General features: G+C 61.2%; 22 protein-coding genes. 13 read left to right on the top strand and 9 right to left on the bottom strand.

The genetic code is table 11. From position 1 onward, the window contains the following. Positions 1-10: 10 nt before the first annotated feature. The 5 genes from LQ249_RS14810 to LQ249_RS14790 all read right to left on the bottom strand — a co-directional run bounded on the left by LQ249_RS14810 (position 11) and on the right by LQ249_RS14790 (position 5213). Positions 11-1003 (bottom strand): LacI family DNA-binding transcriptional regulator, encoded by a 993-nt coding sequence (locus LQ249_RS14810; protein ID WP_232566595.1) that lies wholly within the window; start codon positions 1001-1003, stop codon positions 11-13. 22 nt (positions 1004-1025) lie between these two features. Further along, positions 1026-1958 (bottom strand): ABC transporter substrate-binding protein, encoded by a 933-nt coding sequence (locus LQ249_RS14805; RefSeq protein WP_057004076.1) that lies wholly within the window; start codon positions 1956-1958, stop codon positions 1026-1028. 34 nt (positions 1959-1992) lie between these two features. Next, positions 1993-2961, bottom strand: a complete 969-nt coding sequence (locus tag LQ249_RS14800; RefSeq protein WP_086005473.1) for an ABC transporter permease subunit — start codon at positions 2959-2961, stop codon at positions 1993-1995. 13 nt (positions 2962-2974) lie between these two features. Then, the gene (locus LQ249_RS14795; protein WP_057004075.1) at positions 2975-4507 is read right to left on the bottom strand and encodes a sugar ABC transporter ATP-binding protein; all 1533 of its coding nucleotides are present in this window, start codon (positions 4505-4507) and stop codon (positions 2975-2977) included. A gap of 163 nt (positions 4508-4670) precedes the next feature. Next, positions 4671-5213, bottom strand: a complete 543-nt coding sequence (locus LQ249_RS14790) for a cytochrome b (protein ID WP_017845739.1) — start codon at positions 5211-5213, stop codon at positions 4671-4673. Between the two features lie 182 nt (positions 5214-5395). On the opposite strand from LQ249_RS14790, the gene LQ249_RS14785 reads away from it, so the two are divergent. The 7 genes from LQ249_RS14785 to LQ249_RS14755 are packed head-to-tail and all read left to right on the top strand — an operon-like array spanning position 5396 to position 11684. Then, a complete protein-coding gene (locus LQ249_RS14785; protein WP_057004074.1) occupies positions 5396-6073 on the top strand; it encodes a thermostable hemolysin in 678 nt (225 codons plus the stop codon). Continuing rightward, a complete protein-coding gene (locus LQ249_RS14780; RefSeq protein ID WP_057004073.1) occupies positions 6063-7541 on the top strand; it encodes an AMP-binding protein in 1479 nt (492 codons plus the stop codon). The genes LQ249_RS14785 and LQ249_RS14780 overlap by 11 nt, the downstream gene beginning before the upstream one ends. Continuing rightward, positions 7538-8212, top strand: a complete 675-nt coding sequence (locus tag LQ249_RS14775; protein ID WP_126588362.1) for a TenA family transcriptional regulator — start codon at positions 7538-7540, stop codon at positions 8210-8212. Before LQ249_RS14780 ends, LQ249_RS14775 begins: the two co-directional genes overlap by 4 nt. Beyond that, on the top strand, positions 8199-9008 hold the full coding sequence (locus tag LQ249_RS14770) for an SDR family oxidoreductase (protein ID WP_046383363.1): 810 nt from the start codon (positions 8199-8201) through the stop codon (positions 9006-9008). Before LQ249_RS14775 ends, LQ249_RS14770 begins: the two co-directional genes overlap by 14 nt. Then, positions 9005-9649, top strand: coding sequence for a tetratricopeptide repeat protein (locus LQ249_RS14765; protein WP_046383362.1), 645 nt, complete (start codon positions 9005-9007; stop codon positions 9647-9649). Before LQ249_RS14770 ends, LQ249_RS14765 begins: the two co-directional genes overlap by 4 nt. Positions 9650-9660: 11 nt before the next feature. Continuing rightward, positions 9661-10323, top strand: coding sequence for a response regulator (locus tag LQ249_RS14760; protein WP_017845733.1), 663 nt, complete (start codon positions 9661-9663; stop codon positions 10321-10323). Beyond that, positions 10320-11684: a sensor histidine kinase gene (locus tag LQ249_RS14755; RefSeq protein WP_232566594.1), complete on the top strand. Its 1365-nt coding sequence runs from the start codon at positions 10320-10322 to the stop codon at positions 11682-11684. Before LQ249_RS14760 ends, LQ249_RS14755 begins: the two co-directional genes overlap by 4 nt. 7 nt (positions 11685-11691) lie before the next feature. Here the strand turns inward: LQ249_RS14755 and LQ249_RS14750 are convergent, their stop codons facing one another. Further along, positions 11692-12930 (bottom strand): MgtC/SapB family protein, encoded by a 1239-nt coding sequence (locus LQ249_RS14750; protein ID WP_079443751.1) that lies wholly within the window; start codon positions 12928-12930, stop codon positions 11692-11694. 12 nt (positions 12931-12942) lie between these two features. Then, positions 12943-14016 (bottom strand): NAD(P)-dependent alcohol dehydrogenase, encoded by a 1074-nt coding sequence (locus LQ249_RS14745; protein WP_090234857.1) that lies wholly within the window; start codon positions 14014-14016, stop codon positions 12943-12945. Between the two features lie 243 nt (positions 14017-14259). On the opposite strand from LQ249_RS14745, the gene LQ249_RS14740 reads away from it, so the two are divergent. The 4 genes from LQ249_RS14740 (at position 14260) to LQ249_RS14725 (ending at position 22052) form a co-directional block, all read left to right on the top strand. Further along, a complete protein-coding gene (locus LQ249_RS14740) occupies positions 14260-15183 on the top strand; it encodes a universal stress protein (protein ID WP_046383358.1) in 924 nt (307 codons plus the stop codon). Between the two features lie 199 nt (positions 15184-15382). Beyond that, positions 15383-16132, top strand: coding sequence for a helix-turn-helix domain-containing protein (locus tag LQ249_RS14735; protein WP_032804245.1), 750 nt, complete (start codon positions 15383-15385; stop codon positions 16130-16132). Positions 16133-16235: 103 nt separating this feature from the next. Continuing rightward, complete coding sequence (locus LQ249_RS14730) at positions 16236-16799, top strand: GNAT family N-acetyltransferase (protein ID WP_046383356.1); 564 nt, start codon at positions 16236-16238, stop codon at positions 16797-16799. Positions 16800-17060: 261 nt separating this feature from the next. Further along, positions 17061-22052, top strand: coding sequence for a glycosyltransferase family 32 protein (locus LQ249_RS14725; protein ID WP_201022225.1), 4992 nt, complete (start codon positions 17061-17063; stop codon positions 22050-22052). Positions 22053-22103: 51 nt separating this feature from the next. On the opposite strand, the gene LQ249_RS31525 is transcribed toward LQ249_RS14725, so the two are convergent. After that, on the bottom strand, positions 22104-22238 hold the full coding sequence (locus tag LQ249_RS31525; protein WP_256350977.1) for a hypothetical protein: 135 nt from the start codon (positions 22236-22238) through the stop codon (positions 22104-22106). Between the two features lie 423 nt (positions 22239-22661). Here LQ249_RS31525 and LQ249_RS14720 point away from each other — a divergent pair, with 423 nt between their 5' ends. Next, positions 22662-24071 carry a circularly permuted type 2 ATP-grasp protein gene (locus tag LQ249_RS14720; protein WP_026139870.1) on the top strand — a complete coding sequence of 470 codons (1410 nt, stop codon included), beginning with the start codon at positions 22662-22664 and terminating at the stop codon, positions 24069-24071. A gap of 2 nt (positions 24072-24073) precedes the next feature. Continuing rightward, positions 24074-25024, top strand: coding sequence for an alpha-E domain-containing protein (locus LQ249_RS14715; protein ID WP_057004065.1), 951 nt, complete (start codon positions 24074-24076; stop codon positions 25022-25024). Here LQ249_RS14715 and LQ249_RS14710 read toward each other — a convergent pair. Next, positions 25021-25941 (bottom strand): AraC family transcriptional regulator, encoded by a 921-nt coding sequence (locus LQ249_RS14710; protein WP_046383354.1) that lies wholly within the window; start codon positions 25939-25941, stop codon positions 25021-25023. The two genes, LQ249_RS14715 and LQ249_RS14710, sit on opposite strands and share 4 nt — an antisense overlap. Between the last annotated feature and the right edge of the window lie 52 nt (positions 25942-25993).

Here is a 25993-nt window from a genome sequence, read left to right as displayed (position 1 = left end):
GTCATTCCAATCAATCACAGCCACAGGAGTTACGTATTTGCAGGGTCGGCTCCAGACGCACACTGCGGGTCGGCGCATCGGGTGCGGCCATGCGTTGCAGTAACAGGTTGACCGCACGAGCGCCGAGCGCCTGGACCGGCTGGGCGATCAACGTCAGACGCGGCACAAAGAAATCCGCCCAATCAAAATCATCGAAGCCCACCAGCGCCATCTGCGCCGGCACCTCGATATGTGCATCGCGCAAGGCCTGCATGGCGCCGAGGGTCATCAGGTTGTTGCCGGCCATGATCGCGGTCGGCGGCGCAGCCAGGCCCAGTAACTGCACCGTGGCCTGGCGTGCCGGTTCGGTGTTGGAGCCGCCGTTGACCAGCAGTTGCGGATCGAACGCCAGCCCCGCGGCCGCCAATGCCGCGCGGTAACCGGCCACCCGTTCATCCGTGGTGCTGAACCCCAGGCGCCCGGCGATAAAGCCGATTCGGCGATGCCCATGGGCGATCAGGTGGGCAATCAGCGCCTGGGTGGGCTGGGTATTCGCCACCCCGACCTGATCGAATTTTTCACTCATCATCCGGTCCACCAGCACCGCCGGAATCTCGCTGGCCCGTAGATACTCCAGGGCCAGCGAACCGTTCGAGGGCGCCAATACAATGCCGTCGACGCGCCGGTGATGCAGCGCCGTGACCACCCGCAGCTCCTGCTCCGGGTCGTCGTGGGTATCGACGAACAGCATCATGTAGCCGTGCTTGGCGCATTCGGTTTCGATCGCGTGTACGGTTTCGCTGAAGTAATGATTGGACAGCGCCGAGATCGCCACGCCGATGGTGTTGGTGCTCGAACGCGCCAGCGAACGCGCCAGGGTGTTGGGGATATAACCCAGTTCCTGGATCGCGCGCTGCACCGCTTGCACCGTGGCCGGGCTGACCTTGCGGGTGCCGTTCAACACATGGGACACCGTTGACGTCGACACCCCCGCTCTGCTTGCGACGTCATCCATGGTGACCACGGCGCTGTCCCCCCTCAATGACTCAGTGTTTACTCGACCAACCGCTGTACGTCGCGACGTTGTCGCGGGTGATCAGTTTGGGCGTGAGCAGCGTAACCGTTTCGGCCGGCGCCTTGTCGTTGAGAAGGTCATTGCCGATGTTCACCGCCGTCTGCGCCATGGCCCATGGGTCCTGGCTGGAGGACGCCTGGATCTGGGTGTCGGTCTTCAGCGCATTCTCGATATCCGGCGCGCCATCTACCGAGGTGATGATGATACCGCTGCGTTTAAGCTGCTTGGCCGCCAGGTCGCTGCCGATGGCCTGGGGGTCGTTGATCGCGAACAGACCGTCGATTTTCGCAAAACGCGTGAGGTAGCCCTGCATCACGTTCAGGCCGCCTTCACGCGAGCCCTTGCCGTCCTGGTCATCGGACAGCACCTTGATCTGCGGCGCAGCGGCCAAGGCGGCCTTGCAACCTTTGACGCGGTCGGTCACGGCGGTCACTTGCGGGCCGTTCTGGATAATCACGTTGCCTTTACCCGCGAGCTTGTCCACCAGGAATTGGCAGGCCAGTTTGCCGGCTTCGACGTTGTCGGTCTGGACGGTCGCGTTGACCCCCTTGGCGTCCACGTCCACCGCCACCACGACGATACCGGCGTCACGGGCTTTCTTGATCGCCGAGGCCATCGCGGAGGGGTCGACGGCGTTGATCAGAATCAGGTCGACCTTGGACGAGATGAAGTTGTCGATCTGCGAAAACTGCTTGCTCAAGTCATAGTCGGCCGACACCGACGTGACCTTGACGCCGGGGTTCAGCTCCTTGGCGCGGGCCGTGGCGCCGTCGGCCAGGGTCACGAAATACGGGTTGCCCAGCGAGCCCATGCTGATGCCCAGGGCTTTCAATTCACGCGCTTCCACGGCTTGGGACATCAGGGCAGCCAAGGCAATGACGGGAAAGATGTGTTTTAGGTTCATGTGGGTCTCTCTTGTGATTGTTGTAGGAGTGAACTCAGGTCCGCGCACCGGACTGGCGATAGCGATCCAGCGCGACCGCGCCGATGATCACGATGCCCTTGATGATGTACTGCCAGATATCCGAGACGCCCAGCAGCACCAGGCCATTGGTCAGTACCGCGATGATCAGTGCGCCGATCAGCGTGCCGCCAATGGTGCCGACGCCGCCGGTAAAGCTGGTGCCGCCGAGGATCACCGCGGCGATCGCATCCAGCTCGTAGGATTGCCCCAGTTGCAGGCCATTGGCGGCGAACAGGCGTGAAGCACTCATCACCGCGCCAAGCCCGGCCAACGCACCGGACATCGCGTAGACGAACAGCAGCACCTTCCACACCTTGATCCCGGAAAGCCGCGCCGCTTCCGGGTTGCCGCCCACCGAATAGATCTGCACGCCCATCACCGTGCGCCGCAGGATGAACCACGACAACGCAACCACCGCGACCGCGATCACCACCAACCACGGCACGCCGAGGATCGAGTCATTGCCGATAAAGGCAAACGGCAGGTCGGGGTTGAACACGGTCTTGTCGTCGGCCAGCAAACGCGCCAGGCCGCGCATGGCGGTCAGCGCGCCGAGGGTGACGATAAACGGCGGCAAGCGCATGAACGCGATCAACCCACCGTTGACCAGGCCCAGCAACAGGCCAAAGCCAATCCCGGCGGCAATCCCGAACATGCCGAACTGCGGCGACATCGAGGCCTGCAACGCCACCACAGCGGACGCTGCGAGGATCGCACCGACGGACAGGTCGATGCCGGCAGTGAGGATCACAAAGGTCATGCCCGCCGCCAGCACCACGTTGACCGAGGCCTGTTGCGTGATGATCGACAGGTTCTGCACCGTCAGGAAGTTTTCACTGGCCAGGGCAAAGCCCACCAGCAGCAGGACCAGTACCGGCAACATGCCGACGCTGCGCATCAGTTCCCTGAGCCGCTCGGCCTTGCCGATTGGCGGGAGGGTCATTGTGTTGTTCGAATCAGCCATGGGCAGCCACCTGATCGCCACCGGTGGCGAGGTCAATAATACGTTCCTGGGAAATGACGTGGCCCGAAGCCCCGCCGACTTCGGCCACCAACTGGCCTTCGCGCATGATCAGCACGCGGTCGCAGGTGCCGATGATTTCCGGCAACTCGCTGGAAATCACCACGACGCCTACACCGGCCTGCGCCAGTTGATTGATGATGCGGTAGATCTCGGATTTGGAGCCGATGTCCACGCCGCGCGTGGGTTCGTCGAGGATCAGCACATGCGGCTTGACCTCCAGCAGCCGCGCCAACAAGACCTTTTGCTGATTGCCGCCGGACAACGCGCCGACGTTGACCTTGCCCGACGCCACGCGAATCGACAGCGACTTGATCGCGTCCTGCGAGCGTTGCACGGCATGCCGTCGATTGAGCACGCCACCGGCATGGGCGTCCGGCACACAGGCGCAGACATTGATGTTGTCGGCCACGCTCATGTCCAGGAACAGGCCCTGGGCCTTGCGGTCTTCGGTGAGGTACACCACGCCGGCGCGGATCGCGTCGGCCGGGGTGCGCAGTTGGGTGACGGTCTTGCCCACCACTTCCAGGGTGCCGCCGGTGCGCGGGTCGGCGCCGAAGATCAGCCGCGCCAGTTCGGTGCGCCCTGCCCCCACCAGGCCGGCGATGCCCAGCACTTCGCCGGCATGCAGGTCGAAGCTGCAGTTGCGCACGCGTTTGCCGTCGGCCATGTCGCGCACGCGCATCACCACCGCGCCAGGGTCATAGGCCGCGTGTTCCTTCTTGTAGAAACCGGAGAGGTCGCGGCCGACCATCATCTTCACCAATACCTCGGCCGACAGCGCGTCGCGAGTCAGTTCGCCGATGTACTGGCCGTCGCGCAGCACAGAAACCCGGTCCGACAGTTCGTAGATCTCAGCCATGCGATGGCTGATATAGATGATCGCCAGGCCCTGGCTTCGCAGCTGTTTGATCAGCGCGAACAGGCGGTCGGTCTCGCGCGACGAGAGCGGCGTGGTGGGCTCGTCCATGACCAGGATCTTGGCGTGGGCATGCAGGGCGCGGGCGATTTCCACCAATTGGCGTTCGGCAATCGACAGGCTGCTGACCCGCGTCGCCGCGGTGAACTCGGCACCCAGGCGTTGCAGCACTTCCACGCAACCGGCCTGCATGCCCTGGCGGTCGATGGTCCAGCCACGGCGCAGTTCACGGCCCAGGTAGATGTTCTCGGCCACGCTCAGGTTCGGGCACAGGCTCAGTTCCTGATAGATCACGGCGATGCCGAGGGCTTTGGCGGTGGCGGGGTCGAACGTGGCGACAGGCTGGCCGGCGATGCGGATGGTGCCGCCCGGGTCGGCCTGGTAAGCGCCGGAGAGGATTTTCATCAGGGTGGATTTGCCGGCGCCGTTCTCCCCCATCAAGGCGTGGATTTCGCCGGGGTAGACTTTCAGGCTGACATTCTTGAGCACGCGCAAACCGTTGAAGGTTTTGCTGATGCCCTGCATTTCAAGCAAGGGTTCGAGGCTCATGACTGAGCTCCTGAATTTATTATTTTTGTATTCGCGCTCCTTGGATCAGAGCCGATCACCACCGACTCTAATCAGATAGATTTGCTTACGCAAGCGCTTGCGTAGCCCGTTTGTCGCTTGATGAAACGTTTCATCAAGCGACTTAACCGCAACCTCAGCGTTCTTAACGTTTTGGCAGCATGCGCAGCAAGGTGTTGTCCCGCACCCAATAGTGGTGGAACAAACCGGCGGCGGCGTGCAGGCCGATCAGCCAATAACCGGCGCTGCCCAACCATTCATGCCAGTGCTTGAACTGCCTGGCCAGGTCGGGGTCCGCTGCGACCAGGGTCGGCAAGGAAAACTCGAAATACGGCACCGGTTTGCCTGCGGCGTTGAGCATCAGCCAGGCCAGCAGCGGCGTGACGATCATCAGGCCGTACAACGCCAGGTGCATCAGGTGCGACATGCCCGTCTGCCAGGCCGGCGGGCGCGGCACGATCGGTGGGCGCGGCGTCAGGCGCCCGAGCAGGCGCAGCCAGACCAGCAGGAAAATCCCGATACCGAACAGCGCATGGGCGCCGAGGAACAGCCCCTTGAGTGCGTGCCCGCGGGGCAACAGACCTTTGATTTCGATGCAACCGTACACGCCGACAAACAACGCCAGCATCAACCAGTGCAGAATCATCGACAGCCTTGAGTAGCGCGCTGTCATCAGGTTTTCGCTCATAGAAAAGGCACCTTGTGCAGGGGGTGGGGCCGAACCCGGCCTTGATAAAGTCGCGATCACCCTGCCCGGCTAGTCTTAAGACAATCTGAAGATCGCTGAAACGATCATTTTCAGCACCTTCAGACTTCGTTAAGAAACGCCCTCGATACTCCTCCCAACTTCACTTGGGAGGCATAACGCCAATGCCCAGTATCGATTGGAAGATCCCCCTGCCCCTGCTGTTCGGCCAAGCCGACAGCGCATCGCTGTGCCTTTCCCGAGCACTGCCCCAAGACCCCCAACGCCCGGCCTTCGAAGCCTTCATCCAGCAGCGCTTTCGGATTGCCCACGGTGCCGATATCCGTCATTTCATGCCGCAGCTGTTTGGCGTCAGCCAGGCCAACGGTGAACTCTGCGCCGTCGCCGGGGTGCGCCTGGCGAGCGCCGAGCCGTTGTTCCTGGAGCGCTACCTCGACCATCCGATCGAGCCGCTGATCAGCGCCGCCGCCGCGCAACCGGTAGACCGCCGGGCCATCGCCGAAGTCGGCAACCTGGCCGCCAGCGACACCGGCAGTGCGCGCCTGAGCATCATCGCCATCACCTGGTTGCTGGCGATGGCCGGCCTGGAGTGGGTGGCGTTCACCGGCAATATCGGCCTGGTCAACAGTTTCCATCGCCTCGGTCTGAAGCCCGTCACCCTGTGCGCCGCCGACCCGCAGCGCCTGGGCGATGAGCGCCATCACTGGGGCAGTTATTACGAAAGCCAACCCTGGGTGCATGTCGGCAATATCCGCGCCGGCTTCATCCATCTGCGCAACATGGGCCTGTTCTCGCGCCTGGGGTTGCCGACCACGATTGAGGATGCCAGCCATGTCGCCTGAAACCCGCCGTTTCCACGCTGTTCTTCGCGGCTATGCCGAACGCAATGACGGCGCCGTCGCCCTGTGGGGCGACACCTTGAAGATGGATTACACCGCGCTGTTCGCCGAGGTGACCGCTCGACAGGAACGCCTGCGCGATGAAGGCGTGAAGGTGGTGGCGCTGGCCCTGGACAATGGCATCGAGGCCATGCTGTGGGACCTGGCGATCCTGTTCGAAGGCTTGACCTGCCTGACCCTGCCGCCGTTCTTCAGCCCGACCCAACGCGCCCACTGCCTGGAACAGAGCCACGCCGAGCGCGTGATCGCCGAGCCCTACCTGGACGCCGAATTGCACGCTGGCGGTTACCGCAAAACCGGTGACTTCTGGTGCCGCGCGTTCGACGGCCGCCCTTCAATGCCCCTGGGCACGGCCAAGGTGACCTTTACCTCCGGCACCACCGGCACGCCCAAAGGCGTGTGCCTGAGCGCCGACAGCGTACTGCGGGTGGCCCGCGAGTTGTACCAGGCCAGCCATGCCAGCGACCCGCGCCATCACCTGTCATTATTGCCGCTTGCCATCCTGCTCGAGAACCTGGGTTGCTACGCCGCGCTGTATGCCGGCGCCACCTTGAGCCTGCCCAGCCAGAAGAGCCTGGGCATCCAGGGCGCCAGTGCGGTGGACGCCGCGCAATTGCTCGGTTGCCTGGCGGTGCGCCAACCCCACAGCCTGATCCTGGTTCCGCAGTTGCTGCTGATGCTGGTCATCGCCGCCGAGCAGAAAGCCTTCAATCCGCAAGGCCTGCGCTTTGCCGCGGTGGGCGGTGCGCGGGTCTCCAAGGCCTTGCTGCTGCGCGCGCAGCACTTGGGCGTGCCGGTGTTCGAAGGCTACGGCCTGTCGGAATGCGCCTCGGTGGTGTGCCTCAACCGGCCCGGCGCCCAGCGCGCCGGCAGTGTTGGCCAGCCGCTGCCCCATGTGGAGATCCGCCTCGCCGAAGACAACGAGGTGCTGATCAAAGGCTCGACCTTGCTCGGCTATCTGGGCCAGACCGAACAGCCCGAACAATGGTGGCCCAGCGGTGACCTCGGCGCGTTCGACGACGACGGTTTTCTCTACCTCAAAGGCCGCAAGAAGCATCAGTTCGTCACCAGTTACGGGCGCAACGTCAACCCGGACTGGGTCGAGGCCGAACTGACCCAGGGCGGCGCCATCGCCCAGGCCTTCGTCTATGGCGAAGCCCTGCCGCAGAACCACGCGCTGCTGTGGCCTCATCGCGCCGACTGCTCCGACGCCCAACTGGCCGCCGCTGTGGCCCTGGCCAACAGCGGCCTGCCCGACTACGCACAGGTGCATCGCTGGACGCGCCTGGAAGAACCGTTCACCGCCGCCAACGGCTTGCTCACCGCCAATGGCCGGCCACGGCGTGACGCCATCGTCGCGCGTTATCAATCCCAACTTGCCCCTGCACTCAACGAGGAAACTTCATCGTGAACTTTTTCGACACACTGCAAGACGCCACCCAACAAGAACGCCAGGCCCTGTTCAGCCTGCCGATCATCCGTGATGCACTGGAAGGCAAGGTCAGCCTGGAGAGCTACCGTGAATTCCTCGCCCAGGCTTACTACCACGTGCGCCACACCGTGCCGTTGATGATGGCCTGCGGTGCGCGCCTGCCCTCGCGCCTGGAGTGGTTGCGCAAGGCAGTCAGCGACTACATCGAGGATGAATATGGCCATGAGCAATGGGTGCTCGATGACATCGAGGCCTGTGGCGGCGACCGCGACGCGGTACGTGACGGACGCCCGGGCTTGCCCATCGAGTTGATGGTCAGCTACCTCTACGACCTGATCGCCCGTGACAACCCGGTCGGCCTGTTCGGCATGGTCAATGTACTGGAAGGCACCAGCATCGCCCTGGCCACCCACGCCGCCGGCAGCATCCGCGATCATCTGCAACTGCCGGAGACGGCGTTCAGCTACCTGAGCTCCCACGGTGCCCTGGACATCGGGCACATGGAAACGTACCGCCGCTTGATGAACAGCCTGGACGACCCCGAAGACCAGGCCGCCGTGATCCGCGCCTCCAAAGTCGTGTACGCGCTGTACACCGACATGTTCCGCAACCTGTCGCGTAGCGGGGAGGCTCCCCATGCGCCTGTCTGAAGCCCGTGTGGTGCTGACCGGCGCCAGCGGTGGCATTGGCCTGGCGATTGCCACCGCACTGTGCGCCAGTGGCGCGCATGTGCTGGCCGTGGCGCGTCATCGCGAACCGCTGGAAGCCTTGTTGGCGCAGTACCCGGAACAACTGTGCTGGGTCGGTGCCGACCTGACCTTCCTCAACGACCGGCGCAAGGTGCTGGCCGCCGCGCAAGCCATCGGCGGCGTCAACTTGCTGATCAACGCAGCCGGGATCAACCACTTCGCCATGCTGGAACAGCTCGACGAAAACGAGATCAACGGCATGCTCGCGTTGAACATCACCGCGCCGATCTGCCTGACCAAGCTGCTGCTGCCCATGCTCAAGCAAGCCGCGAGCGCGATGGTGGTGAACGTCGGCTCCACTTACGGCTCCATCGGTTACCCCGGTTATGCCACCTACTGCGCGACCAAGTTCGCCTTGCGCGGGTTTTCCGAAGCCCTGCGCCGGGAACTGGCCGATACGCGGGTCGGCGTGTTGTACGTCGCGCCGCGTGCCACCCATACGCGCATGAACAGCCCCGCGGCGCAAGCCTTGAACGATGCGCTCAAATCCAACGTCGACGACCCGCACAGCGTGGCCGCCGCGGTGATCAAAGCGATTGCCAACGACCGCCGCGACCTTTACCTGGGCTGGCCGGAGCGCTTTTTTGTGCGCCTCAACAGCCTGCTGCCGAACCTGGTCGACCGAGGCTTGCGCAAACAACTGCCGCTGGTCCGCCGCCTGAGCGATAAACCCGTGAAAAAGGATCTGAACCCATGAAACGCCTCATCGCCGCGCTGCTGCTCACCGCCCTGAGCCCACTCACCTGGGCGCTGGACAGCGCCGACCAGCAACGCCTGACCGAGATCCAGACACGCTGGGCCCATATTCAATACAACTTGCCCGAGGAACAGCGCACCAAGGCCTTTGAGCAACTCGCCGCCCAGGCGACAGCCTTCACCCAGGCGCGCCCTCAAGCGGCCGAGGCCTGGATCTGGTCCGGCATCGTCAGCAGCAGCTGGGCCGGTGCCCAGGGCGGGCTTGGCGCGTTGAGCAAGGTCAAGGCGGCCAAGGTCGACCTGGAAAAAGCCCTCGCCCTCGACCCCAAGGCCCTGCAAGGCTCGGCCTACACCAGCCTCGCCGCATTGTATGATCGGGTTCCCGGCTGGCCGATCGGCTTCGGCGATGCCGACAAGGCTGACCAGTTACTCAAACAGGCCTTGCAACTGAACCCGACGGGCATAGATAGTCTGTATTTCTGGGGGGACCACCTGTACCGGCAGAAACGCTACAGCGAAGCCCGCGAGGCCCTGCAAAAAGCCTTGCTCGCCGCTCCACGGCCGGGCCGGGAAACCGCCGATGCCGGACGGCGCAAAGAGATCGAAAGCGTGCTGGCCGACATCAACAAAAAACTCAACTGACAGGAGTCCGCGTGCGCCTATTACTGATCGAGGACGACGAAGCATTGGGTGAAGGTATTCACCAGGCGCTGGTGCGAGAGGGCTACACCGTTGATTGGCTCAAAGATGGCAGCAGTGCATTACATGCACTGCTCAGCGAAACCTTTGACGTGGCGGTGCTCGATCTCGGGCTGCCGCGCATGGATGGGCTGGAGGTGCTGCGCCGCTTGCGCGACAGCGGCTCGAACCTGCCGGTGCTGATCCTCACGGCACGGGATGCCACCGAAGACCGGATCGCCGGGCTGGACGCCGGCGCCGACGATTACCTGATCAAGCCCTTCGACCTGGCCGAACTCAAGGCGCGCCTGCGCGCGTTGCTGCGCCGCAGCGCCGGGCGCGCACGGGTGATGATCGAACACGCGGGCATCTGCCTGGACCCGAGCACGCAACAGGTCAGCTACCACGGCGAACCGGTGCTGCTCACCCCCAAGGAATACCAACTGCTGCACGAACTGCTGTCGCCACCGGGCCGCGTCATGACCCGCGACCAGTTGATGCAGTTGCTCTACGGCTGGAACGAAGAAGCTGAAAGCAACACCCTGGAAGTGCATATCCATCACCTGCGCAAGAAGTTCTCCAGCGAGCTGATCCGCACCGTTCGCGGCGTCGGCTATCTGGTTGAGGAGCGCGGATGACTTCTATACGACGGCGAACCCTGACCCTGATCATCGGCCTGCTGCTCGTCGGCCTGCTGCTGATCAGCGCGCTCAACCTGCATGACAGCAATCACGAAATCGCCGAAGTCTATGACGCGCAACTGGCGCAGAACGCCCGCCTGCTCCAGGGCGTGATGAGCATGCCGCTGGCCAGCCAGGACCAGGAAGACCTGTACCGCGCGTTCAACAAAGCCTTGGGCGAAGCGATGCCCAAGGTGGATGGGCACCCCTACGAAAGCAAAGTCGCCTTCCAGGTGTGGAACCCCAAGGGCGAACTGCTGGTGTTCACCGCCAGCGCCCCGTCATTTGTCCCCGCGCCCACCCAGCCGGGCTTCAGCAACGTCGAAGACCTGAACGGCCGTCAATGGCGCGGCTTTGTGCTCAAGGACAAGGACAACGGCCTGCGGATCTGGGTGGGCGAGCGCGACGACGTGCGCGCCGACCTGGTGCAACGCATCGTGCGGCATACCTTGTGGCCCAACGTGCTGGGCAGCCTGATTCTCGCGGCGATGGTCTGGCTGGCGATCGGCTGGGGCCTCAAGCCCCTGGCCGACATGGCCGCCACCCTGCGTGCGCGGCATTCGGGCTCGCTCGAACCGATGCAACTGACGCCGCTGCCCACGGAGCTTGAGCCGATGCAGGCGGCGCTCAACCGCATGCTCGCGCAGATCCAGGAAATGCTCGGCCGCGAACGGCGCTTTATTGCCGATGCGGCCCATGAGATGCGTACACCATTGGCGGTATTGCGCGTGCATGCCCAGAACCTGCTGGAAGCCGGCACAGAAACCGAACGGCGCGAGTCCCTGGCCTTTCTGATCGCCGGCGTCGACCGTACCAGCCGCCTGGTCAACCAATTGCTGACCATGGCGCGCCTGGAGCCCAGCGCCGGGCAACCGCCGCTGCAGGCCGTCGACCTGGCGACAACGGTGCGCGAAACCCTGATTCAGTTGACCCCGTGGCTGTTGAGCAAAGGCCTTGAGCTGGTATTCGACGTCGAGGATGGCCCGTGCCCGGTGAATACCGATACCGCCGCGATCAATATCGCCCTGACCAACCTGGTGACCAACGCCGCGAATTTCTCCCCGGAACACGGGGTGATCACCGTGGGCTTGCGCAAGAACGCCATGCGTTTTGCCCTTACCGTCGACGATCAGGGCCCTGGCATCGACGAAAACCAGCGCGAGCGCCTGTTCGAACGCTTCTACAGCCGTGGCAATGCCCAAGGCGCAGGCCTGGGCCTGACCATCGTACGAACCATCGCCCAACGCCTGGGCGGCCAGGTCAGCCTGGAAAACCTGGCGGCCGGCGGCCTGCGGGCGACCCTGGAAATCCCTGCCTGACGGAGCATCAGCCGGCCCATGTGACCAGCCACATCGCGCCGACCAGCAAGACCTGGCCGACGATCACATACACCGCGAAGTAACGACCGCCGCTGACCCCGGCCACCACGCACTTGCTCAGCGCGTTGCAACTGACCGCGAGCAACACCGGGATGGACGCGGCCTCCAGGGACAGTTGGCCGCTGGTGGCCAGGGCCGCGATCGAGGCGATGGACGCGTGGGCATCGGCAAAGCCACTCAAGGTGGCAGTCAATATCACGCCAACCTGGCCGAAGTGATGGAGCATCAGCGACGACAAGAAGGTAATGCCGGTCAGGGTCACGACCATGATCAGCGCCAGCTTGAGGTCGAATGCGCCGCCCACCTTGATGGTTTGGCTGGCCGCCGCCGTCGGCGCGTGCCACATCAGGCACACACCGTACAACGCGGTGGTGGCAAACCCGGCGAGCAGCGGCCAGGCCATCTGCGACAGCAGCGCCGGTTCCACGGTGCCGAGGATCAGCGCCGCCTGGGCCACCGTCGCAATATTCGAGAAAATGGCCGCCGCCGCGAGGATGCGCAGGTGCTCCGGCTCTTTGGCGACCATCTGGCCCATGGCAGCAACGGTCACGGTACTGGAGGCGAACCCCGAAGCAATGGCGCTCACGACGTAGCCATAACGTGGCCCCAGCGCGCGCACCGCCACGTGCCCCACCGCGCCGACCGCCATCAACAACACCGTCAACGTGCAGATGGTGCGCGGGTTCAGCGCGCCGTAGGGGCCGATAAAGCGATCCGGCGCCAACGGCAGGACCACCAGCGCAACGACCAACAGCAACAGGCCGTCGCGCATTTCCACATCGGTCAATTGACTGCGAGCAAAGTTGTGCAACTTGTCGCGATAGGCCAGCAGGCCGGCCACCACCACGCCGACGGCCGTGGCCAGTTCGGGAGCGACCCCACACCAGGCGCCCAGCAGCAGCACCGTGAGCAACGCGACTTCACTGGTGATCCCCGGGTCGTTGTCCCGGCTCTTCCAGTAAGCGGTACTGACGATCACAGCCAGACACCCGGCGATCAGGCCCAGCAACAGGCCACCGCCGACTTGCTGCGAGACGTAGCCCAATAACGCGGTAATCGAATAGGTGCGCAAACCGGCAAACGCGCGCAACTCGCCCTGGCCCTTGTGGCGTTCGCGCTCAAGGCCGATCAGCATGCCGATGCCCAGCGCCGCGGCGGCACCGGCCAGCCCGAGGGTTTGCGTCATTTACAGGCGCCTTCAGGGCGTGATCGCGACCTTCATGACACCGTCGCGCTGATGGGCAAACAGCTCATAGGCGGCCTCGATATCGTCGAGCTTGAAACGGTGCGTCACCAGGGGCGACAGATCCACCCCGCCGCTGGCCACCACGGCGAGCAAACGGCGCATGCGTTCCTTGCCGCCAGGGCACAGGGTCGACACGATGCTGTAATCCCCCAACCCCGCGCTGAACGCGTCGTAGGGAATGCGCAGGTCGCTGGAGTAGACCCCCAGGCTGGAGACCCGCCCTCCCGGACGCAGCACGCGCAATGCCGACTCGAACGTACCCTGGGTCCCCAGGGCCTCGATCGCCACATCAACCCCACGGCCGTCGGTGATGGTCATGATCTGCTCGACCACATTGCCTTTCTTGAAGTCGACGATATGGGTGGCGCCCAGGCTGCGGGCGACGTTCATGCGCTCGCTGACGCCATCGACACCGATGATCATCGACGCGCCTTTGAGCCGGGCGCCCGCCACCGCGCACAGGCCGATCGGCCCGAGGGCGAAGACCGCGACGGTGTCGCCGATGGTCACCTCACCGCGCTCGGCGCCGGAAAAGCCGGTGGACATGATGTCCGGGCACATGAGCACTTGTTCGTCGCTCAGCCCATCGGGAATCGGGCACAGGTTGGCCAGCGCATCGGGGACCAGCACGTATTCGGCCTGGCAGCCGTCGATGGTATTGCCGAACTTCCAGCCGCCGGCCGCGCGAAAGCCATGCCGGGTGTCGGGGCCGTCCTGGGAGCCGCAGCCGCACAGGCAGGCATAACTCTGCCCGCTGGGCGTGATGGCGCCGGCGATCACCCGCTGCCCCTCAACGAAACCACGCACCTGGGAGCCCAGCCGCTCGATCACGCCCACCGGTTCATGGCCCACGGTCAGCCCTTTAGCCACCGGGTACTCACCGCGCAGGATATGCACGTCGGTGCCGCAGATGGTCGTGGTGGTGATACGCACCAACGCATCCAGCGGGCCGACTTCGGGGATGGGTTTGTCGTCGAGGACGATGCGGTTTTTTTCAACGAAGACAGCTGCTCTCATGGTTGCCACGGCGTGACCTCCTGCGTCTGGAAAAGCCTGAATGACATCCAGACTGCACCGCGATGACAACACGGGGGTTGATCATTATCAACAATCCTCTGATTGATCGAGACACCCGGCCGGATGTCGCTGAGCGTGCCCTGGCTCAAGGCGACTTGATGCAAGTCAAACCGGCGCCGGCGCCCGGCGCCATGATCTAGAGTAAGTATCATTGCCCGATGCTATCTGCTGGTTACCCAAGGGAGATTGCCCATGTCTGCTCAAGCACGTTTCTTACTGCTGGTTTCGCCACTGATGGAACACAGCCCCGCCTTCGACCGGGCCGCCGCCCTGGCCAAGGCTGAAGGCGCGGCGCTGCACATCCTCGCCTTCGATTACCTGGAAGGCCTGGCTACCGCCGGCCTGGTCAACGAGCAGGCCCTGGAACAGATGCGAATTGGCTATGTAGAGCGCCATCACCAGTGGCTGGAGGATCAGGCCAGGCCCTTGCGCAACCTCGGCCTGACCGTCACCACCGAAGTGGCGTGGGTGGAGCGCCCGCTGCAGGAGATTCTGATTCGTCTTAAGGAAGAGCCCATGGCCGTGGTGATCAAGGCGCTGGAGCATGAGTCCCTGCTGTCGCGCTTGATGTTTACGCCGCTGGACGTCCATCTGATTCGCGAATGCCCGGTGCCACTGCATTTTGTCAGCGGTGCGCCCCATGCGTTACCGCGCAAGATCGTGGCGGCCGTCGACCCGTTCCATCACGACGAGCACTACGACAGCCTTAACGACCGCATCCTGCATGAAGCCGTCAAACTGGCGACAGCCTGCGATGCCGAGGTCGAGGTGATTTATGCTCATGACCTGTCCGATCTCGGCGCTCAGGAGTATGGATTCGGCAGCGGTGCCGGGTTCTTCTCTTCGGTGGCCGCCAAACGGCTGTTCGACGAACAGGGGCAGGCCTTCAATGACTTGGCCGCGCGCAACGGTATTCCGCCGGCGCAGCGCCATATGATCTTGGGTAACCCGGCGAAAGTGCTGTCCAGCTATGCCGATGCCTACAACGTCGATGTGATCGTCATGGGCCGCGTCGGTCATCGCGGCCTATCGCGCCTGCTCGGCAGTACAGCCGAGACGCTGCTGTACAAAATGCCTTGCAGCGTGTGGATGGTTAAACCGGAAGTGCTCGACTGAGCGCGGCAATCGTATGCACACCCTCGCTGCACACTCGCAGCGAGGGCATGTCAAAGGCATTCATTGAGGGGGCATAACGAGACTCATCACACTCGAAAGCGATCAGCGGTCAAATATATGAAACATGCACCTATCTTTCTCCAATATTTGGATGTTAAGTAGGAGGAATATATATGTGTGTGTGCAAGAGGCTTTTGTGATGAAGTCAACTCCAGTTCTTGTACAAGTCCAACATTTAAAAACAACCTGCGCGAGCTGCAGCGTTTTAGAGTTGTGTTTACCCCTGGGTTTGACCGAGATCGAAGTGGGTCGCCTGGACACATTGATTCCACAACGCGTCAAAGTCAAAAAAGGTGCTTCGCTGTATCGCACCGCCGATCCGTTACGCTCGCTTTACGCCGTGCGTACCGGATTCTTCAAGACCTGCATACTGTCCATGGATGGTCGCGAGCAAGTCACCGGGTTCCAGATGGCCGGGGAAATGCTCGGCCTCGACGCCATCAGTGCCGATGCCCATGCCTGCAACGCGATTGCGCTGGAAGACAGCGAAGTGTGCCCTCTGCACTTCAACCAACTGGAGCGACTGGCCGGTCAAATACCGTCGTTGCAACATAACTTGAACAAAATCATGAGCCGCGAAATTGTGCGTGATCACGGCATGTTATTGCAGATGGGTAATATGAACGCCGATGAGCGGCTTTGTGCATTTGTATTGAATATATCAATGCGTATGAGTACGCGTGGTTATTCATCGCGATCTTTTATATTACGCATGAGACGAGAAGAGATCGGCTCTTATCTGGGCCTGCGCCTGGAGACGGTGTGCCGCAGCATTGCGCAGTTACGCAAACTGGGCCTGGTGCATATCAGCGCACGCAATGTCGAGATTCTCGACCTGGCGAAACTCAAGACGTTCATATCCGGCTGTCATCGGCATGGTCCCGAGTAACAGGGCCTCATCTGATCCAAATCAGCTTTATCTGTCGGCAAAGGCGTAGAACCGAAGCAACAGGGGGCCGCTCCTGTCGCCCCCAAACCTCGGAGCTCACACCATGCTTACCGTCGAAGAGCACAACAGACAAGCCGCCATCGCCTATAAAACAAGCCCGGAACCGCACTGGATCGATAAGCTCAATGACGGCCGCCATGTGCTGGTGCGCCCGCTGAGAATCGAAGACCGGGACCGCGAATATAACTTCATCAAGAGCTTGTCTCGCGAGTCCCGGCACGCGCGCTTCCTCGGCGAAATCAACGAGCCCGGCAAGACCCTGCTCGATCAATTGATGGATGTCGACAATCAGCAACGCGTGGCGTTTATTGCCCTGGTGCATGACAACGGCAAACTGATCGAAATCGGCGTTGCGCGCTATGCCGCGGCCAAAGAGCACGAATGCGAATGCGCGGTCACCGTGGCGGACCCTTGGCAGCACCTGGGACTTGGGCACATTTTGATGCAACACCTGATGACCGCGGCGAAAGCAAACAACTTCACGTCGATGTACACCGTGGATGAAGCGAGCAACACCCCGTTGCGTGAGTTGACCAACGCGTTGGGCTTCCACACCGTCACCAATCCGGATGACGCTACCCAAGTGATCAGCAGCGTCAAGCTCTGAGTAGCACTGCAGGGTAAAAGGGCGGCGCGCCGCCCTTGCCTTCCATACACTCGTTTGAGTGTATTCATACCGAACCGAAAACGTCTGTTGCGCGAACGCCTGTAAGCAGGGTGAACCGCACCTGCGCCTGGCACTGCGTAATACCGGGTAACGGTGTTTTGGCTGAACGAAGGAATCAAGACCGCTTCTGTCGCTACACACGGTTAATGCCACGGGCACTGCCCCCCTGGCGTCATCTCGTAACCTCAGGCGACAGACCTCATGACCAGTGTTTCCACGCACATCACCGCACAACCCCAGCCATTCGCCCTATCCCACCTGCCACTCGCCAGACACAAACGCGAAGCCCCTGCCCCCACCGAGTCGGCAGGCGACGCTCGTACCGAAGGCGATCGCGCATTGGCGGCCGAATACAGTACTGCGTTGCTGCTGGCGGCCAATCGCGAGAGCAATATCAACATCCGCCCGATACCTGCCGATTCCTCATTCGGTCGGTGGTGGGGGCAGTTGCGTGCCGCCTTTCGATCACCTGACGTCGTTCAGTGGATGCGTGACAAAGGTATTAATGCTGAGTCGATAACACTCAAACCGGAATCGGGAACGATCACCTTCAAGCTCAAGCCTTCGGTTGATCCCGAACAGAAACTGCATACCGTCGGGCAAGACGACAGGCGCTGGGGCGCGATCAGCGGCCCCATCCTCCAGGCCGCGCGTGTGATCAACGCGGGCCACGAGGATACGGCCTTCACGCCGCCGGCAAGTGATCTCAGTGAATCCGCACCTTGGTTTATGGTGGGGCGGTTTTATCAAGAGCGGCAAGACCTTACAGGGCCGGCGATGCGCAGGCGCGCTGAAGAGCTCGACCGGGACCAAGGTTTTTCACCTCTCGACCCGAGCAGCGCGGCAGGCTTGATTGAATCGCGTAGCGCGGACGCGCTCCAAAAACAGGAAGCCACGGTGGGCGATGTGCTGAATCGGCATGAGGCCATCAACGAGCTGCGGCACCTGGCAAAGTCCGTGGACATCCGCAATCCCGAGCAAATCCCGGGCGAATTGAAGAAGCGGACGCTCTCTCTGTCTTCCCCGAGCACCTACCAACCCATCAGTGCTAGCCAATCGAACAGGGTCAGCCTCGTGCAATTCCTGGAAGATCATGGCTGGCATATTCCCACCCATCACGAACAGCTGGAGAACCTCGCAACCGCCCTCTCAACCCCAGCGCCCAAGATGCCGGCACACGGTAACCTCGGCGGAGCGCTGGCTTGGCCTGTGCCGCTGGATCAGGGAGACCTGCAACAGCTGAAGGCAGATATTGGTACGGGCAAAATTGGCGATATTGACTTAGGACCGTCAAAAAATGTCCTGGACTACCTGCTGAGCGGCAGGACAATTTCCGCGGCGGAACAGAGTAACCCGCGACGGCTGATCGATACCTGGATCACATCGCCCAGAGGCAAGGCGCTGGGTGAGGCCATTCAAACTGCGTTCGAGACGCGGGGTGTCAAAGGCAGTGCTTCTGACTGGCTGCTCACGGCCCTGAACAGCGAAAGCGCCAGCGTCTCTGGCGACGACGTCGATCACCAAGCCCCTGGTCAAATTGAAGGCTATCGGCTGGTCTCGGCGGAGAACTCGGGCAAATCACCGTCGACGGTTGTCAAGGAGCTGGAGGATCACCTGGTCGCCAAAGGCAAAGCCTCATCCCCGGAAAAAGCCACGATTCAGGCTCACCTGTTACTGGCCAGCCGGGCACCGGAATTCCTGATCAAGGACATCCCGGAAGGCGTCGTCGTGGGCACCCACAGCTGGGTCAGTCTTGCCACGGCGGTTGCCCGAATCGAAGCGAAAGCGCCAGGAAACACGGCGTCGATGAGCTACGCCGACGTTATGCTCGAAGCCAGCGTTGCGCCGATCTCTGACGACGAACGCACTGTCGAATATGTCGCCCAGACCGACGCAATCAAACACTGGAGCGTTGCCAACGGTATGGATTACCCGTCGACGGATGCCTCAATGACGACTGCCCGCGAGGCCTACAGCGCGCAGATTCGAGAGTTGAGAGAGGCTGCGCAAACGCACATCGGGCAAATGCCGACGACGAGGGGCATTGCGCTGGAACAGTTAAAAGTAGCGCTGCCTCACGTCGACCCGGAACTGTTCGAAGAAAAAACTATCACCCTGCAGCCTTCCAACCGACACTTCCCCGGGCCTTACTCGATACTGGACATGTATATCGATGGTCGAGGACTCAAAGGCGCACCGGACTCAGCGGATAATTGGGGGGAAGCGGGCCGTGGTTTCGTGAACCTACTGACATTTGGCGGCGTCACTCTGCGGCCGGACGGTCGTCCCAGCGCATGGGTGTCCTCCTCGGACGGGTTCAGCATTAGCGATGTGCTGGAACGGCTTAACGAACTACCGCGCCCGACGGAGATATTCAACGAGACGTTCTCGGATTACTCCAGTGCCGTCAAAAAAACGACCGCCGCGCAGCTCAAGCACCTTATTTCGAAACAGCCGCTGGAGGATCGGCAGAATCTGGAGTTTGGCAAAATAACAATCCGCAAAGAAATGTCGTTCCACCGCGCCGATCAGCCCAGGCGTGTTTCAGACGGTGTTCTGCTGGTCGAGACCGAGCGCAATGGCCAGCGCATGAGCTATGAAATCGACCGACTAAAAGGGACGGTGACCAAGCTGCCGGACAAGACTTATCGGGACTATGAGCCGACGGTTCATTCTATAAAAGCAGGCAAACGTTTTGATGAGGTAAAACCCGCAGGTCACTATGCAGCGGGGATAACCCATGAAAACAAAGATGCACAAGGCGCACCCAATAGTTTCAGTAGCGCTAGAACCCAATACATCGTTGATGCATTGGTAGAGGATATCAACTTGCCTGCGGTGGAGAAGTACGCCAAGGGCAGAACCACCTTTGACTCTGAAGTACCGCTGCATGAGACCGTTGAGGAGATCGCGCTCAACCTGATCCCGTTACGGTCAGCCATTGTTAATTTTACCAACGGCAATGTTGGTGGGGGCGTTGTCGATCTTGCCTTCGATATCTTTGGTTTCGCCGTCGGCTTGGGAGCCGCGGCAAAAGGCGCGAAAGTCGCGGCGGCCGGCGCATCGACAGTTGCCAAGGTTGGTCAGGTCGCCAAGATTATAGGGCGCGCGACCGTGGGCGCACTCAATCCATTGGACGGGGTTGCCGACCTGGTTCGTGGCGTGGCGAACGGCCTGCATCGAGGCGTCAGCACAGCGATCAAGGGGGTCAAACATCTGCGCGGCTCTTACCGAGGTGTCGATCTACTTGAATTGGCGAAAAAAACCGACGTCGCCGAAGGCACACTCAAAACAGCTAATGGCACACGCGAAAGCAAAGCGCTGGGCAAATTCGATGAGGCGACCAATAAGTGGTACGCCTACGATCCGCTCGCGAAGCAGGCATACGGCAGGCCGTTGGACAATTTCAGCGTTGACACGCCGAGGTTGAATGACCCCAATAGCCTGCACTCGATCGGCAGTAATGATGTGGTGAAGACCGCCAGTCAGCAGCACGGCGTGGCAGCAACCGGCACATTCAGCGTGGGGCAAGAGACGGTCGAAGGTAACGTGGTTTTGTTTCAAGGTAATTGGCATCGCTACGACGCGATCAATAAACGTGCCTTCGGCCCGCCGCTGACAGATTTCAAACCGAGCCGGGTCGCGGCCAATGGTGACGTGAGGTCGATGGACGCCGATTTGTTGGGCTATGAGGTCAAGTACATTGCGCCCCAAGAGTTATCGACAAAAGGCTTACAGTCCAATGTGTACGTGGGTCGCAGTAAAAAAGAATATGTAAAAATCGATGATAAGTTTTATGAGTCACACCTCAAGGATGGCCAGCGAGTTATCCGGCATCCGACGCGCACTGGGCCTGACCTACCGGTCAGGGATCTGGGGCTTTCCGGATGGGAACCACTCTCCAGAACCGACCGCCTCCTGGGGGGCGCGGGCGGCAACCCCTGGAACCCCGGAGAAAATACCTACTTAATCCCGCTGGACGATATCCACCTGACGGGAAACCCGACACGCCCCTATTCGCTGAACCACAAGGGCGTAGAACATGATGTCACCTTCAACATCTATGCCGGTACGTGGAAATCCAGCAACCTCAAACCAGCAAGCGGTGCCCAAGATCAGGATTACTTCTGGAGGAGTGGCAAAGGAAAATGGCAACGGGGAACGTTTAGTGAGTTTAAACACGCAAAAAAAGTCGATGCCCGCGCGTTTAAATATGTTGATGTTTCCCCTCCGACAATTTTACGGGTTCCAAAAGATGCTCACCCTATCCCCAAACAGATTCACTACTTTTGGGCCGGCAGTGACATTCCGCCGAACCTGATAGAAAACATCGCCAACAACTCTGCCAATGCACCTGGGTATAAATCCATTATCCATGTAGATGCGGACAGCCCGGCGATGTTCGAAAAAATCAAAAGCAAATTGCACACTCAAGCGCCTGGCCTAAGCGTCATGAATCTGCACGAGGACGATTTTTTCAAACAATTGAAAGACACTGAAATGTACAACTATTTTCGACAGGGGCAAGGTAAAAATCTCGCCGCCACTTCGGATGTCGCCCGTTACCCACTGATGAATAAATACGGAGGCATTTACCTCGACACCGATGATGCGATTCCAGTCAATATTGGCGCTACCGCATTGAAGGCGGGCTCCAGCGACATTCTGCTTAACAGACCCGTCGCCCATACTATTACGGACTACAAACCCTTCTACAACACCAGTAACTTTGCGACACAGCCTGGCAATCCGGTTATTAACGATATGATCGCGGAGATGAATAAGCGATTTTCCGCTAACAAAGCTTACTTTGAAAGCAACCGCCCCACCGTCACCAGAGGCCCCGGAGGGGAAATCCAATACACCTCTGAATTTCGCACCTACGAAAGTAAGATTTTCGAGACGGTAGGCCCAACAATGTTTGATGACGTGCTCCAGTCAAAAAGACCTGACATGTACCATCTGGGCCTCGATGGGTTGGCTAAAGAATCGAAGATTGTCGACGGTAAGCTGGTCTCATCCGGACCGATAGTCGATATTGAACGTGAAGCGCGCCAATATTATGCGAGCAAGGGTATTACTCCGCCGGACCTGCTGGGTAATCAGATAAAAAAGATGAAGGAGCACTACCTATCACTTCTTCACCAACTCCAGATAAAGATTGGCGCCGAACACTCCTGGATAGGAACATGATCAACTAATGCTCATACCGGCAGCCGGCCAACGCTGGCAAAGTATGAACAATCAGTCTTGATGTTCACCGCTGCCAGGGTCCGCCGCGTCATCCGGTTCCTTGAGCGGCACTTCTGCATCATCCATCAGCGACCCCGGGTCTTCGTTGCCGGGGTCGTTGAGGTCTTCTTCCGAATCTTTTGACATGACCGTCTCCTCTGATCGCCTTGACATAGCGTAGCTCTTTTGAATAACGCGGCCTGCGTCAAGATGAGGCCCTGCGCGGGTCGTTAAAGTTCCGATGAATCCCTGGCCGGGCATTCAGAGACGTTCAAGTTCGCGTATGCACCGTTGTAGTGCGCGCGCCGTTCCCTGGTGGCGAGTAAACGCGCTCGCCACCAGGGAATAGAGACGCTTTGCCGGTTTCGGCACAGGCATTGCTTAATCCATTCATCGTTCACCCGTCATGCCCGGATACAGGAGCATTCGTTACCCCCCGACCCAGAGCCGACCCCATAAGAAAGTAAGGACCTGGCCCGATGGCACCCTGCGCCACGGGCTCATAAAAAATGCGTTTTTCAAAGCGGCAGTGCCCCCCCGCGCTTCCCTCGGCACTGACAAGGTACTGGAATGGCTCGATCTTTCTTTGATGAAATGAATGACGCACACGGTGTATGCCGCGCGCACTATCAGGAATTCTCCCGCTGGCTGGCCAATACGCCGCCAGAACTGCTGGACCAGCGTCGCCGCGAAGCCGACCTGTTGTTCCACCGCGCCGGGATCACCTTCACCTTGTATGGCGACGAGCAGGACACCGAACGCCTGATCCCCTTCGACATCATCCCGCGCAGCATCCCTGCCAGTGAATGGAGCATCATCGAGCGTGGCTGTATCCAGCGCGTCACTGCGCTGAACATGTTCCTTGCCGATATCTACCACGACCAGCGCATCATCAAGGCCGGGATCGTTCCGGCGGACCAGGTGCTGGGCAACGAGGGTTACCAGAAGGCGATGGTCGGCCTCGACCTGCACCGCGACATCTACTCGCATATTTCCGGGGTGGACCTGGTGCGCGATGGCGACGGCACCTACTACGTGCTCGAAGACAACCTGCGCACGCCCAGCGGTGTGAGCTATATGCTCGAAGACCGCAAGATGATGATGCGCCTGTTCCCCGAAGTGTTCGCCAAACAGCGCATCGCGCCAGTGGACCACTACCCCAACCTGCTGCTCAAAACCCTGAAAAGCGCCAGCCGCCTGGACAACCCCAATGTGGTGGTGCTGACGCCGGGGCGCTTTAACAGCGCATTTTTCGAGCATGCGTTCCTGGCCCGGGAAATGGGTGTGGAGTTGGTGGAAGGCGCCGACCTGTTCGTGCAGGATCTCAAGGTGTTCATGCGTACCACCGACGGCCCCAAGGCCGTGGACGTGATCTACCGCCGTATCGACGACGCGTTCCTCGACCCGCTGGCGTTCAACCCGGAGTCGATGCTCGGCGTGCCCGGCCTGGTCGCGGCCTACTGCGCCGGCAACGTGGTGCTGGCCAACGCCATCGGCACCGGCGTCGCGGACGACAAGTCGATATACCCCTACGTGCCGGAAATGATCCGCTTCTACCTGGACGAAGAACCGGTCCTGCAAAACGTGCCGACGTTTCAGTGCCGCAAGCCGGATGAGCTGTCCCATGTGCTGGCCCACCTGCCGGAACTGGTGGTCAAGGAAACCCAGGGCTCCGGCGGCTACGGCATGTTGGTCGGCCCCGCTTCCACGGCGGCTGAGATCGAGGACTTCCGCCAACGCATCAAGGCGCGTCCCCACGCCTATATCGCCCAACCGACCCTGAGCCTGTCCACCTGCCCGACATTTGTCGAAAACGGCATCGCCCCCCGGCATATCGACCTGCGCCCGTTCGTGCTGTCGGGCAAGGAGACCCGCCTGGTACCCGGTGGCCTCACGCGCGTGGCGTTGCGCGAAGGGTCGTTGATCGTCAACTCGTCGCAAGGCGGCGGAACCAAGGACACCTGGGTGGTGGAGGGCTGAGTATGTTGAGTAGAACCGCCGCAGACCTTTACTGGATGTCCCGTTACCTGGAGCGTGCCGAGAACCTGGCGCGCATGCTCGAGGTCAGTTATTCGCTGTCATTGATGCCCCAGGCCGGGCGCAGCGATGGCCTGGACGAACTGGCGATGTCGCTGCTCAGCAGCGGCACCCTGGACAGCTACCTGGAGCGCCACGGCCAACTGGATGCCGAGCGCATGCTGCACTTCTTCGCCCTCGACGAAGAAAACCCGGCCAGCATCTACAACTGCCTGCGCGCCGCGCGGGGCAACGCCCATGCCGTGCGCGGGCGCATCACCGCCGACATGTGGGAAAACCTCAACGCCACCTGGCTGGAAATGCGCAGCATCGCCGCCGGCGGGCTGGCGCGCCATGGCATCAGCCACTTCTGCGATTGGGTCAAGCAGCGTTCGCACCTGTTTCGCGGGGCGACGTCCGGCACCATCATGCGCAATGACGCCTACCGGTTCATTCGCCTGGGCACCTTCGTCGAGCGCGCCGACAACACCTTGCGCCTGCTGGATGCGCGCTACGAGATGTTCGGCGAGGAATCGGAGGAAGTCAGCGACTTGTCGGCACGCGGTTATTACCAGTGGAGCGCCCTGCTCCGCGCCCTGTCGTCATTCGAGGCGTACACGGAGCTGTATCCGAATGCGCTGAATGCACGCTCGGTCTCGGAGTTGCTGCTGTTGCGCAGTGATGTGCCGCGTTCGTTGCATGCCTGTATCGAGGAACTGAGCCACATTCTGGCGGACTTGCCAGGCAGTTATGGGCGCACCGCGCAGCGCTTGGCCGCCGAGTTCGAAGCGCGGCTGCGCTATACCGGGATCGACGAAATCCTCGAAGCAGGCTTGCACAGCCGCCTGACGGAATTCATCGACACGGTACGCGAATTGGCGCGGGCGATTCACTGCTCGTACCTGGAGGTGGTTTAGACACCGAGGGGCGCGTGCTTTCGCTCGCGGTATTCCCGCGGGGAGCAGTTCATCAGGCGCTTGAAGGCACTGCTGAACGCGCTGTCCGACTGATACCCGAGTGACTGGCCGATACAGGAAACACTTCTGGCAGACGTGTTCAAGGCCTGTAACGCCAGGTGCATGCGCCAGCGCGTCAGATACTCCTGGGGCGCCATTCCGACCCGCTGCTTGAAGTGCAGGGCAAAGGTCGACCGGGATTGGCTCGCGACACCGGCCATGTCGCTCAAGGTCCAGCGGCGTGCCGGCGCGGCGTGTATTTGCTGCAGTACCGGCGCCAACCGCGGATCGTTCAACGCCGCCAACCAACCGGTGGTAGTGGCGCCCATGGATGACTGATAGAGGCGCAGGATCTGCACCAACATCATTTGCGCCAGATGCTCGGTCATCAACGCCGCGCCTTGCATCGGGCTGGCATATTCCCGAGCCAGGCGATCCAGACACCAGCGCAACACGCTGGCCTGCTCGGACCTCGCACTGATACGCACCACCGGCGGCAACCCCTCCAGCAATAGACGGGCGTCGTCACCGTAGCTAAAGCGCCCGCCTATCAGGAACAAATCCACAGTCTCACCCAGGCGAGCGATCCCCCCCACAGCGTCACGGTACACCGCGCGCGCGTCAACGCCCTCCAGTGCAAGGTTGCTGGACAACCTCCAGGGACGGTTCTGCGTCAACAAAAAGCAATCGCCCTCGCTCAAGGGCATCGGTACGGGCATGCCCTCGACTTCCAGCCAACACTTTCCCTCCACCACGGCATTGAACTTGATGCCCTCCGGCGGTGGAAAATCCAGGGCCCAATCACCGCCAGCCTTGAGGCCGGCGAAATAGGACCGATGACTCTTTAACAGCGCCACCACGTCAGACAGGGTATCCATAAAAAAACTCCGGACGATCGCGACAGAAATACGGACTTTATGGCGTTTCGCG

This window comes from Pseudomonas sp. 7-41 (assembly GCF_021233075.1).
Lineage (GTDB): Bacteria > Pseudomonadota > Gammaproteobacteria > Pseudomonadales > Pseudomonadaceae > Aquipseudomonas > Aquipseudomonas veronii.
This window is presented reverse-complemented; position numbering and strand designations above follow the sequence as displayed.